Raw genomic sequence first — 11,384 nt, forward strand, 5'->3', positions numbered from 1 at the left:
CGCGTCCACCGTCACCCCTACAGCGCGTGCCGTTGAAAATGAATGAACGGAGGATGTGCGCCGAATCGACTCAAATATCCTGGAGAAACTGCAGCATCATCGTCAGGGCAGCGTCGGTCAGGCCGAGCGAGCGAGCCGCGAGATCCGCGTCGTGCGGCCAGGAGGTGATCAGGCCGCGATGTTCCAGCGCGAGCAACCAGCGGCGGATCGCCACGTCGGAGAGGCCAGAGGCGGTGCTTACCGCGTCGATCGTCAGCGGCGTGCCCTTCTCATAGGCGACGAACAGCCCCAGCAGGATATCCCATGCCGGATCCTGGAACAGCAGGCGGACGGGGGCGAATGCAGCCGAGCGGGCATCGCGCTGACGGATCAGCGCGCGCGCGCGATCGAGTTCGGTCGGTGACGACGCATCCCGTACCGATGCGGTCGTCGATGTGGTCGCGGTCGGGCCATCGCACGGGGCCTCGTAGCGGAGGCGAAGGTGATCGCTCATGGGCGTCTTTCATATCTTGAAGTCGGTGCCGGGGTTGGGGCCAGGGCCAGGGCCAGGGTCAGTGCGGCCCCGACGGGATCGACCAGTCCGGATCGATCCCGTATGACGATTTGCGGCGCCGGTGACGCTCGGTGCCGGCGACCAGCAGCGCGAGCATCGGATAGGCGATCTTGCTGATCGCGGCGGCGTACATCCACGGTACCAGCGATGGATCATATGCCCTGACCCCGTGCACCGCGATCGCCAGCAGATGCAGCGCGCTGATCCAGATCGGCCAGAACCGGTTCGCGAACAATGCGACCGCGACCAGCCCGGCAAGCAGCACCAGATCGACCGACAGAAGGGCCCCATCGACCGAGCGGAACGCCGGCCGCGCCGTGAATGCCAGCATGCTCGAGCCGATCGCCGCCAGCAGGAATGCGACCGCGACGGCGCGCTCGGGCATGCCGCCATGGCGAAACGCGAACGAGCAGGTCGCCAGCGCCACCGCATAATAGATCAGGATGTGGATCACGGCTGCGCCACCGTCTTCGCGGTCAGGCGGCCTGCGCGACGACCGAGAGGTGGCTGCCATCCGCCCCCGCGAAGAACGCCTCGTCGGGTTTGGGAAGGCCATCGCCGAAGCCGACGAACTTGCCGATCCGTTCGGCGCTGCGGTGCGCGGCGATCGCATGGCCCTGCGCCTGCGCGATCGCGGCCATCGCGCCGCCGAGCTCCTGGACGACGGGCTGGGCGATCCGAGGGGTGAGCCCGGCGCTACCGCCGAACGTCGTCGAGGCCATGGCGAGCTGCGAGCAGATCGCGAATGCCTCGGTCAGCTGCGCCTCGAGCCGGTTGAGCAGGATGCCGATGTCGGTACCGGTACGCGTGAGTTGGGTGTTCATGCAGACTATCCGCCGGTGCGGCCTCTTCGATCGATTAGCCAGACAGGTGCCCCAGCCGTTCGATCAGCTCGGCGAGCACCTTGAGACCACTTGCGAGCATGCCGAAGCCGACCGCGAGGATCACTGCGATAGCCGGGATCCAGAGCAAGCGTGCCGCGACCGGAAGGTCGTTGTTCCGCTGCCCCGCACGCCTGATCGGAAGCAGTCCCGCGAGCGACATCGGCGTGTGTATGCCGGTGTCGTGGACCGCTTCCGGCTCGACGACCGGCGTGGCGATCTCTGTCACGGTTTGCGGCGAAGAGACCACCCATGGAGATTGCCCCCCGAATTGTCCGGGGGGCGTATCCAGAGGCGGAGAGGCCTTAAGCTCGTGCTGGGCGAGCATGCGCGCGGCCTCGCCACGGTCGGTCGCCCCGAGGATGCGGACGGCTTCGGCGATATACCCGTCGACCGTTCCCGGTGCGATGCCGAGATCGGCCGCGATCTGCTTGGATTTGCGCAACGCGGCGACGCCGCGCAGCACGTCGCGGTGGCGGTTCGACAGCCGATCGATGCGGGGTTCGTCCATGTCATCCCCCTTTCATCGGGCTCTTGATCGGGCCGAAACCATCATATGCGAACGACGACGGGCCAACGCGACACCGGATCGCGCCTGTCCCTAAAACGTCGTTGCCTCTGCAAGCAACAGCCCGAAACCGCAACGCTCGCCACCGGCTCGCGCCAAAGGCCGCGTATCTGCGCCCGTCGATCGGCTCGGTCCGTCGCATTTGAACCATTCTGTATCCGGTTTGCACGTCTTTTGCGCATTCGTGCGTTAAGTCGACGTGCCGGCTCGCCATCAACCTTTGGCTCGTCACCAAGGCGAGTCGGCACAATCCCCAAGGGCGCAGTGGTTTACGACGCCTCGGCGATCAGCTTGGCCGCAGCGGGGGTGTTCCACTCGTACCCGCCGGTCATCCGCCAGACTTCCTTGCCCGCCGAATCGTAGAGGATCGTGGTCGGCAGGTTCGCCTGATAGGCGAGGCTGAGGCCAAGCTTGGGATCGAGATAGGGCTTGAGCGTCGTGAACGCCTTTGCCGAGAAGAATGGCGTCACCTTCTCCGCGCCCTGCAGGTCCTGGCTGACCGCGATGACCTGGACCTTGCCGGCCAATGACTTGGCGGCGGCGTCGAGCGTGGGCATCTCGGCGACGCACGGCGCGCACCAGGTCGCCCACAGGTTGAGCAGCAGCGGCTTCCCCTTGAAACTGGCCAGCGTCACCGATTTGCCGTCGGGCGCGGTGAAGGCGCCGGTCGGGCCGGTCTCGCCCTTGTGGCTGCGGTCGAGCTTTTCGGTACTTGCCGTGGGGCCGGTCGCCTCGTCGGGGGCAGGGCCGGGCGCGACCTCGTCGGCAGACGCCGCATTGGCGACGGCGACGTTTGCTTGCTCCGGCGCGGGCGATTTCCTATCGCAGCCGGCGACCAGCAGGCCCAGTCCCGCGAGACAGACGATTGGGCGCGAAGTGAACACAGGACGCAAGACCATGGACGGTTCCAATTCGATGTGGGGTGGGCGGTTCGCCGAGGGCCCGGCGGCGGTCATGCGCGAGATAAACGCCTCCATTCCCTTCGACAAGCGGCTCTGGCAGCAGGATATTGCGGGCTCCAAGGCGCATGTCGCGATGCTCGGCAAGCAGGGCATCGTTTCGGCCGAGGATGCCGCGACGATCTCGGCCGGGCTCGACACGGTGGCGGCGCATTACGCGGCGAACGGCGTCGAGGAGGATCTGGTCCTCGAGGATATCCACATGCAGACCGAGGCGCGGCTCGCCGACGCGATCGGCCCGGTCGCGGGGCGGCTGCACACCGCGCGCTCGCGCAACGATCAGGTCGCGACCGACTTCCGGCTGTGGGTGCGCGATGCGATCGACCAGGCACTGGCCGCGCTTGCCGGGTTCCAGGGGGCGCTGCTGACCCGCGCCGAGGAGCATGCGGCGAGCGTCATGCCCGGCTTCACGCATCTCCAGTCCGCGCAGCCGGTGACGCTGGGGCATCACCTGATGGCGTATCATGCGATGATGTCGCGCGACGTCGGCCGGTTCGCCGATGCGCGCGCGCGGATGAACCGGTCGCCGCTCGGCTCGGCGGCGCTGGCGGGAACGGGGTTTCCGATCGACCGGGAGATGACCGCCGCGACGCTCGGCTTCGACGGGCCGATGACCAATTCGCTCGACGGGGTCAGCGACCGCGATTTCGCGATCGAATATTTGACCGCGGCGACGCAGACGTCGCTGCATCTGTCGCGGCTCGCCGAGGAGTTCGTGCTGTGGGCGTCGCAGCCGTTCGGGTTCGTCGCGCTCAGCGATCAATGGTCGACCGGCAGCTCGATCATGCCGCAGAAGCGCAACCCCGACGCGGCCGAGCTGGTGCGCGGGCATGCGGGGCGTATCCTCGGCTGCATGACCGCGCTGATGGTGACGATGAAGGGCCTGCCGCTCGCCTATTCGAAGGACATGCAGGACGACAAGCCGCCGGTGTTCGAGGCGCACGACCTGCTCGCGCTGTCGATCGCGGCGATGACCGGGATGGTCGAGAGCGCGACGTTCCGCACCGACCGGATGCGCGGGTTGGCGGAGTCGGGCTTTGCGACCGCGACCGATCTTGCCGACTGGCTGGTGCGTGAGGCGGGCCTCCCGTTTCGCGAGGCGCATCATGTGACGGGCCGCGCGGTGAAGCTAGCAGAAGAGCGCAAGGTTGCGCTCGACGCGCTGCCGATCGAGGACCTGAAGGCAATCGATGCACGGATCGACGAACGCGTGTACGGCGTGCTCTCGGTCGACGCGTCGGTCGCCAGCCGGACCAGCTTCGGCGGCACTGCGCCCGACAATGTGCGCGCGGCGATCCGCGCCGCACGGGGAGAAACGGCATGAAACGGTTACTCGCACTGACGGGGTTGGCGCTGACACTGGCCGGCTGCGGCGCGGCGGACGGGTTGGTGCCCGCGGAGGGCAAGACTCTCCCGGTCGCGCCTTATGGTGCCAAGACCCGGCCGACCGCCGCGCAGCTGCTCACGCCCACCACGCAGCAACGCCCGCAGCGCAGCGATGAGCTGCTGACCAAGTCCGACGAGCGTCGCAGCGACGAATTCGACCTGCCGCCTCCCAATTGAAGACCTGATCCATGAACCATTTCGCCTATCGTGACGGTGTGATGCATGCCGAGGACGTCGCCCTGCCGGCGATCGCCGAGGCCGTCGGTACCCCCGTCTATGTCTATTCGACCGCCACCTTCCGCCGCCATGCGCAGGTGTTTCGCGACGCGCTGAAGCCCGCGGGCCGCGTCCACCTGGCCTATGCGATCAAGGCCAATCCCAACGTCGCGGTGCTCCGCGTGCTGGCCGACGAAGGCTATGGCGCCGACGTCGTCTCTGCGGGCGAGATGCAGCGCGCGCTGGCGGCGGGAATCCCCGCGTCGGACATCGTCTTCTCGGGCGTCGGCAAGACGCGGCGCGAACTGGCGCAGGCGCTCGATGCCGGGATCGGCCAGTTCAATCTCGAGCTGGAGGAGGAGGGCGAAGTCCTCGCCGCGCTGGCGCATGCTCGCGGTGAACGCGCGCCAGCAGTGCTGCGCGTGAACCCCGACGTCGACGCGGGAACGCACGCGAAGATCTCGACCGGGCGCAAGGAGAACAAGTTCGGCGTCGCGATCGACCAGGCGGTCGATATGTTCGACCGGTTGTCGAAGCATGACGGCCTCGATTTGCGCGGCGTCGCGATCCACATCGGCAGCCAGCTTGCCGACCTAGCGCCGCTGGAAGCCGCCTATGCGCGGATCGGCGAGCTGGTCGCCGAACTGCGCGCGGCCGGGCACAGGATCAGCCGCGTCGATCTGGGCGGTGGCCTGGGCGTCCCGTACAAGCCCCAGGACGTGTTGCCGAGCCCGGCCGAGTATGGCGCGATGGTCGCGCGCGCGACCGCCGATTGGGACGTCGAACTGATGTTTGAGCCCGGGCGCGTGATCGCGGGCAATGCAGGCGTGCTGCTGACCGAGGTGATCTGGGTGAAGCCGGGCGTCGTGAACCCGTATGTGATCGTCGACGCGGCGATGAACGACCTCGCGCGCGTCGCGATGTACGATGCGTATCACGACTTCGTCGCGGTCGCGCCGACCGGCGAGCGGATGACCGCCAACATCGCTGGGCCGGTGTGCGAGACCGGCGACACGTTCGCGATGGGGCGCGATATCGACGTCGTGAAGTCGGGCGATCTCGGCGTGTTCCGCACCGCGGGCGCGTATGGCGCGACGATGGCATCGACCTACAATAGCCGAGCGCTGGTGCCCGAAGTGCTGGTCGACGGCGATCGGTTCGCGGTGGTCGCCGACCGGATCCAGCCCGAGACGATCCTGGCCGCCGAGCGCGTGCCGGAATGGCTCAAGCGGTGAATCCCGCGCCTCCGCTGTCGCCGCCACCGCTCCAGAGCCTGCCGCTGTTCGTGCGACTGGCGGGGCGCCCGGTGATCCTGCTGGGGGAAGGCGAGGCAGCGGATGCGAAGCGGCGGTTGCTCGACCGCGCCGGCGCCGGCGTCGTCGGCGAGGATGCCACAGCCTCGCTCGCGATCGTCGCGATCGACGAGGAGGATGAGGCGCTGGCGGCGGTCGCGCGGCTGAAGGCGCGCGGGATATTGGTCAACGCGGTCGACCGCTCGGCGCTGTGCGACTTCACGCTGCCGGCGATCGTCGACCGCGCGCCGGTGTTGATCGCGATCGGGACGAGCGGCGTGTCGGCCGGGCTGGCCGCGGCGTTGCGGCAGAGACTCGAGGCGCTCGTGCCGGGCGATCTCGGCAGGCTCGCGCTGGCGTTGCAGGCGGCGCGCGGCGCGTTGCGCAAGCGCTGGCCCGACATGGGCGAGCGCCGCCGCGCGCTGGCGACCGCGATGGCGGCGGGCGGGCTGCTCGATCCGCTGTCGACGACGCACGATGTCGATGCGTGGCTGGCGCCGACGGGCACCCCCGCTGCGACGCGCGACGTGGCGATCACGCTGGTGCTGCTGTCCGATGATCCCGAAGACCTGACGCTGCGGCAGGCGCGCGCGCTGGCGAGTGCGGACCGGGTCTATCATGGCCCCGACGCCCCCGCGGCGATCCTCGACCGGGCGCGTGCCGATGCCGCGCGGCTGTGTGCACCGATGCCCGCCGATCCCGGTACCGGGCTATCCATCGAGATTGAGATGGCGCTTTGAGCGGCTTCGGGTTTCGCATTGTTGACGGCAAGGCGGCGCGGATCGACGTGCAGGACGCGCTAGGCTGCACCGCGGACCTCGTCTGGGTGCATCTGTCGACCACCGCCGAGCATGCGCAGACCTGGCTGCGCGACGAGGCCAAGCTGCAAGACTATGTCGTCGACGCCCTGACCGCGACCGAAACCCGGCCGCGCTGCGAGGCGGTCGGCGACGGCGCATTCCTCAATCTGCGTGGGCGATCGAAGGAGGAACTCGACACCTCCGATCTGCTCGCCTCGGTCCGGATCTGGGCGGTGAAGGGGCGGGTCTTCTCGGTCACGCGTAAACCGTTGATCGCGGTCGCCGAGGTCGAAAAGATGGTCGAGCGCGGCGAGGTCCGCGATCCGGGCGACCTTATCGCGGCGTTCGCGACCGCGATCACCGCCGATCTCGATCCCGACGTGGCGACGCTCGGCGACGAACTCGACGATTGCGAGGAGCAGCTCGACGCCAACCGCGTGTTCGAACTGCGCCGTGCTGTGAGCAAGGTGCGCGTGGCGGCGATCGGTTATAAACGCTTCCTCAGCCCGCAACGCGCCGCGCTGGAGAAGCTGGCGGCGCTGCCCGGCGACTGGCTCGCCGACGACGATCGCCTCCATCTCGCGGCGGCGGCGGATCGCGCCGCGCGGATGGCGGAGGAGCTCGAATCGATCCGCGAACGCTCCGCGCTGATCCACGAGACGCTGACCGACATGCGCGCGGAGCAGATCGACAATCGCTCGCTGATCATCTCGATCGCCGCGATGGTGTTCCTGCCGCTGACGTTCCTCACCGGTCTTTACGGCATGAACGTCAAGGGCCTGCCCTATGCCGAGGAGCCCTGGGCGTTCGATGCGATCGCGGCGGCCTGCGTGGTGATCGCGGTGGGCGTCGTGGCGTATTTTACCCTGCGCCACTGGTTCCGCCGCTAGCGGTCAGGCGGCGCTGGCGGTCCGCCAGGCCTGGGCGATCTCATCGAGCATATCGGCGGAGTCGCGGAACGGCTGGGGGTCATGGCCGAGCGAGGCGTTGATGACGGTCTTGCGCGCGCCGCCGTACAGCCGTGCGAGCGTCTCGGAGACCTGCCCGCCCTTTTCGAAATCGAGACCCGCCTCGAGCGCGAACAGGATCGCGGTGGCGCGCGTGATCCGCTCGCTCTTGACCGCGAACTTGCGCTTTTCGCAGGCCCAGGCGGCGGCGCGCAAGGCCGCGACGAGTTCCTTGTAGAGCAGCTGGACGAGCGCCGGGCCGTCCGCGGTCGCGGTACGGCCGACCGCGTCGATCTGGCGGTAGGTAGCGAACGGGTCGCGCGCGAGCGTGGAGGCGTAGGTCACGAAGTCTTGTTCCACTGGGCGATCTGGCCGGTAAGGAAGGTCTGCGTCGATTTATACGCCGACACGCGCGCGTTCATGCTGGCATATTGCTGGGTCAGGCGCGTGGTGAGCTGCGCCGACTGGTCGGTGACCTTGTCCTGCTGCTTGGTGACGTCCGACTGCGCCGCGGTGTAGCGCACGGTCGATGCGCCCAGGCCGGTCAGCGTGCTGGTCGCACTGGTGGTCAGCGCGGTCAGCGCCGCGGACAGGCCGAGCGCGTTGGTGCCCGACGGCGCGAACATCGATTCGATCGTGTCGGGATAAGCGGCAAGCTGCTTGGCGAGCAGCGCGCTGTCGACGCGCAGCGTGCCGTCGGTGTTGGTGGCGACGCCCAGCTCCGACAGCGTCCGCGGGAGACCGGCGACCGCGCCGCCGACCAGCGGCTTCGACGTCAGCGCCTTGAGCGAACTCAGCAGCGACTTTGCCGCCGGATCGGCGCGCAGGTTGCCGGTGATCGGATCGGTCTGCGCGGTGACCGTCGCGAGCACTTCGTTATAGGTCGTGACGACGTCGTTCACCGCCTGGGTCAGTGCGTCGGTCGGCGCGGTGCTGGTCAGCGACACGGGGACGGTCGACACCGCGTTAAGCTGCAGCGTCACGCCCGCGACGAGATCGCTGACGGTGTTGCCGGGGCGCTCGACGGCGATCCCGTCGACGGTGATCTGCGCATTCTGCGCGGTCGAGACCAGGCTCGTGTTGGTCGCAGTGCCGCCGATGTCAAGCGCGTCGCTGTCCGTACCCTTCAGCGTGAACGCGTTGTCGCTGCCGGTCGCGCCCTTGACCGACAGGAACGCGCGTCCCTGCGCATCGGTGACGACGGAGGCGGTGACGCCCTTCTTCGACGCGTTGATGCCGGCTGCGATCGCATCGATGCTGCCGTCGCCGATATCGATCGCGATGGCGTCGGCGGTGCCGATCTTGAGCGTCAGCGCGCCGGTGCCGAGCGAGGTCGCGCGCTCGGTGGCGGGGACGGGGGTGTTGGTGCGCGCGACCTGGCCGGTGGCGAGGCGCGTGACGGTGACGCTGGCGGACAGGCCCGACAGCTTCGCGCCCGACTGCGCGGTGGCGGACAGGATTGCGGCGTTCGAGCTGGTCGGCTGGGTCTGCAGGCTGCCGCCCTTCACCAGATTGGCGAGCGCGGTGGAAAAACCGGTCATCGTGCTCTTGAGCGAGGCGACACCCGAGATCTGCGACGTGAGCGTGTCCGACTTGGATTTCAGCGCGGCGGTGCGCGCGGCGAACTGCGCTCCGACCAGCGACGTGACCAGCGTGCCAGTATCGACGCCCGAGCCTGCGCTGAGCCCGGTCAGCAGCGCCTGCGTCGCGGCGTTGACTGCGCTTTGTGCGGTCGGCGTGGGTGTCGGAGTCGGCGTGGCCGTCGTGCTGCTGGTCGATGTTACCATGGCGAATTCCCTGCACGTGCGCGCGCATCTGTAAGAACGACCGTTCGCCGGGGATCTTTAGGCCTGTTTCATGCCGTTTTCGTCGAACCGTGCGTCCTTGGGCACGGTGACGAACGGCTGGACGCCCGCGGCCGTACCGCCGGCCGCCGCGTTCAGCCCGAAGACGAACGCAAGCACCGTCGCGATCGCCATGTACAGGTCGTCGCGGACCTCCTGGTTTTCCTTGCTCGTGTAGTAGACGGCGCGCGCGAGCATCGGATATTCGAGCACGGGAACGCGCCCCTCCGCGGCCAGTTCGCGGATCGCCAGTGCGGTCGCGCCGCGGCCCTTGGCGACGACCACAGGCACCTGGTCCTTGCCGCGATCATAGCGGAGGGCGACGGCGAAGTGCGTCGGGTTGGTCAGCACGACATGCGCCTCCGCGACCGATTTGCGTAAGCCCCCGCTCGCCATCGCGCGCATCTTCGCGCGCATCTGGCCCTTCGCCTCGCCATTGCCCTCGGTCGACTTGTGCTCGTCCTTCACCTCCTGCTTCGACATCCGCATCTTGCCGAGGCGGCGGATGATCTGGATCGGCAGGTCGATGCCCGCGATCGCGCACAGCCCGAACGCCATCGCGATCAGGATGCCCTTGAAGATCCCGCCGAGCGTCGACAGCGCCTGGTTGAGATCCGCGGACGAGGCGAGCCCCATCGTCGAATGCGCCGCGTTCCACAGCATCCAGCCGCCGATCGTACCGAGCAGGATCACCTTCAGCAGCGACTTGCCGAGCTCGATCCAGCCATTCGCGCCGAAGATCCGCTTGAGCCCCGCGGCCGGATCGACGCGGCTGTATTTGGGCGCGAGCAGACCGCCGTTGAAGCCGAGCGACCCGAGCCCCGCCTGGCTCAGGATCGCCGCGCCGATGCTGACGATGAACAAGGTGACGAGCGACGGTGCGAGCTTGCCGCCGGCCTCCATCAGCGGGCGCCAGGGCGCGAAATCCTCGACGTCTGCATGCGTGAACTGGAAGCTCGAGGTCATGATCGCCTTGCACGCGACGATCAGCGTCGGGCCGGCGTAGATCAGCCAGGCGACGCCGGCGAGCATGCTGAGCGCGGTGGCGAAGTCGCGCGATTTGAGGATGTCGCCCTTCTCGACCGCATCCTTTTTGCGCTTGGCGGTTGGGGCTTCGGTTTTTTCGCCGCCTTCCTCGGACATCAGCCGAGCACCAGGTTTTCGGTGGCGGCCAGGCCTTCGCGGACGATGACGAGCATGTAATCGCCCATCGTCGGGAACGCGATCGCCAGCGTGATGACGCCGACCGCGAGGCTGGCGGGCAGGCCGACCGCGAACAGGTTGAGCGAGGGCGCGGCGCGGCTCAACATGCCGACGACGATGTTGAGGCAGAGCAGCAGGAAGCCGACCGGGAGTGCGAGCAAGAGCCCGGCGAGGAACGCGTAGCCGCCGAAGAACGCGATCGCCTTCAGCCGCTCGACGCCGATCCATGCGGCGCCGGGGGGCAGGACGTCATAGCTCTTCACGAGCAGGTCAATCAGGATCAGATGGCCGTCGACCGACAGGAACAGCAACGTCAGCATGATCGAGAAGAACTGGCCGAGCGCCGGCGACGACTTGCCGTTCTGCGGGTCGATCGAGGAGGCGAAGCCGAGGCCCATCGCGCCGCCGATGACCTCGGCGGCAATGACGGGTGCTGCGAACGCGATCTGGAGGACGAAGCCGAGCGCCAGGCCGACGAGCGCCTCGGCGGCGGCGGAGAGGATCGTCGTCACCGCGAAGATCTGTTGCGGCGGGACGATCGGGTGGGCGGCGAGCACGAGGAACCCGATCGCGCCCGACAGCGTGACGCGCACGGTCAGCGGCACCGAGACGGACCCGAACACCGGCGCGGCGATGAACGTCGCGCCGATGCGGATCATGACGAACACGAGCGCCCAGAGTTGCGGCTCGATCGAAAGCCCGAAGCCCAGCACGACTAAATCCCCCTCCCCCCCC

The 11,384-nt window shown here is 68.2% G+C and carries 14 protein-coding genes; 5 read left to right on the forward strand and 9 right to left on the reverse strand.

The genetic code is table 11. The features are described 5' to 3' along the window. Positions 1-70 precede the first annotated feature (70 nt). The 5 genes from ASE88_RS08500 to ASE88_RS08520 form a co-directional block, all read right to left on the reverse strand. Positions 71-493, reverse strand: a complete 423-nt coding sequence (locus tag ASE88_RS08500) for a hypothetical protein (RefSeq protein WP_055874496.1) — start codon at positions 491-493, stop codon at positions 71-73. A gap of 58 nt (positions 494-551) precedes the next feature. After that, the gene (locus ASE88_RS08505) at positions 552-1,007 is read right to left on the reverse strand and encodes a hypothetical protein (RefSeq protein WP_156356988.1); all 456 of its coding nucleotides are present in this window, start codon (positions 1,005-1,007) and stop codon (positions 552-554) included. Between the two features lie 22 nt (positions 1,008-1,029). Then, a complete protein-coding gene (locus ASE88_RS08510) occupies positions 1,030-1,377 on the reverse strand; it encodes a hypothetical protein (protein ID WP_055874482.1) in 348 nt (115 codons plus the stop codon). A gap of 34 nt (positions 1,378-1,411) precedes the next feature. Next, positions 1,412-1,945, reverse strand: coding sequence for a helix-turn-helix domain-containing protein (locus ASE88_RS08515; RefSeq protein ID WP_056477524.1), 534 nt, complete (start codon positions 1,943-1,945; stop codon positions 1,412-1,414). Positions 1,946-2,271: 326 nt separating this feature from the next. After that, entirely contained in the window at positions 2,272-2,901 is a 630-nt protein-coding gene (locus ASE88_RS08520) for a TlpA family protein disulfide reductase (protein WP_055874475.1), read from the reverse strand. A gap of 16 nt (positions 2,902-2,917) precedes the next feature. Between ASE88_RS08520 and argH the strand changes: the two genes are divergently transcribed. The 5 genes from argH to ASE88_RS08545 are packed head-to-tail and all read left to right on the forward strand — an operon-like array spanning position 2,918 to position 7,545. Continuing rightward, a complete protein-coding gene (gene argH, locus ASE88_RS08525; RefSeq protein ID WP_200910234.1) occupies positions 2,918-4,285 on the forward strand; it encodes an argininosuccinate lyase in 1,368 nt (455 codons plus the stop codon). Beyond that, positions 4,282-4,524 (forward strand): hypothetical protein, encoded by a 243-nt coding sequence (locus ASE88_RS08530; protein WP_055874469.1) that lies wholly within the window; start codon positions 4,282-4,284, stop codon positions 4,522-4,524. Before argH ends, ASE88_RS08530 begins: the two co-directional genes overlap by 4 nt. A gap of 11 nt (positions 4,525-4,535) precedes the next feature. Continuing rightward, positions 4,536-5,798 (forward strand): diaminopimelate decarboxylase, encoded by a 1,263-nt coding sequence (lysA, locus tag ASE88_RS08535; protein WP_056477526.1) that lies wholly within the window; start codon positions 4,536-4,538, stop codon positions 5,796-5,798. Beyond that, entirely contained in the window at positions 5,795-6,595 is an 801-nt protein-coding gene (locus tag ASE88_RS08540; RefSeq protein ID WP_235527883.1) for a bifunctional precorrin-2 dehydrogenase/sirohydrochlorin ferrochelatase, read from the forward strand. The genes lysA and ASE88_RS08540 overlap by 4 nt, the downstream gene beginning before the upstream one ends. After that, on the forward strand, positions 6,592-7,545 hold the full coding sequence (locus tag ASE88_RS08545; protein ID WP_056477530.1) for a CorA family divalent cation transporter: 954 nt from the start codon (positions 6,592-6,594) through the stop codon (positions 7,543-7,545). Before ASE88_RS08540 ends, ASE88_RS08545 begins: the two co-directional genes overlap by 4 nt. A 3-nt stretch (positions 7,546-7,548) precedes the next feature. On the opposite strand, the gene ASE88_RS08550 is transcribed toward ASE88_RS08545, so the two are convergent. From ASE88_RS08550 to fliR, 4 genes are read right to left on the reverse strand one after another with little or no spacing between them, the layout of a single operon-like run. Then, positions 7,549-7,947: a flagellar protein FliS gene (locus ASE88_RS08550; protein WP_055874457.1), complete on the reverse strand. Its 399-nt coding sequence runs from the start codon at positions 7,945-7,947 to the stop codon at positions 7,549-7,551. Then, on the reverse strand, positions 7,944-9,389 hold the full coding sequence (gene fliD, locus ASE88_RS08555) for a flagellar filament capping protein FliD (RefSeq protein ID WP_056477532.1): 1,446 nt from the start codon (positions 9,387-9,389) through the stop codon (positions 7,944-7,946). The genes ASE88_RS08550 and fliD overlap by 4 nt, the downstream gene beginning before the upstream one ends. A gap of 57 nt (positions 9,390-9,446) precedes the next feature. Then, a complete protein-coding gene (flhB, locus tag ASE88_RS08560; protein WP_056477534.1) occupies positions 9,447-10,589 on the reverse strand; it encodes a flagellar type III secretion system protein FlhB in 1,143 nt (380 codons plus the stop codon). After that, positions 10,589-11,362, reverse strand: coding sequence for a flagellar biosynthetic protein FliR (gene fliR, locus ASE88_RS08565; RefSeq protein ID WP_082466403.1), 774 nt, complete (start codon positions 11,360-11,362; stop codon positions 10,589-10,591). The genes flhB and fliR overlap by 1 nt, the downstream gene beginning before the upstream one ends. Positions 11,363-11,384 lie beyond the last annotated feature (22 nt).

Source organism: Sphingomonas sp. Leaf38, from assembly GCF_001421825.1.
In the GTDB taxonomy this organism is placed as follows: Bacteria; Pseudomonadota; Alphaproteobacteria; order Sphingomonadales; family Sphingomonadaceae; genus Sphingomonas.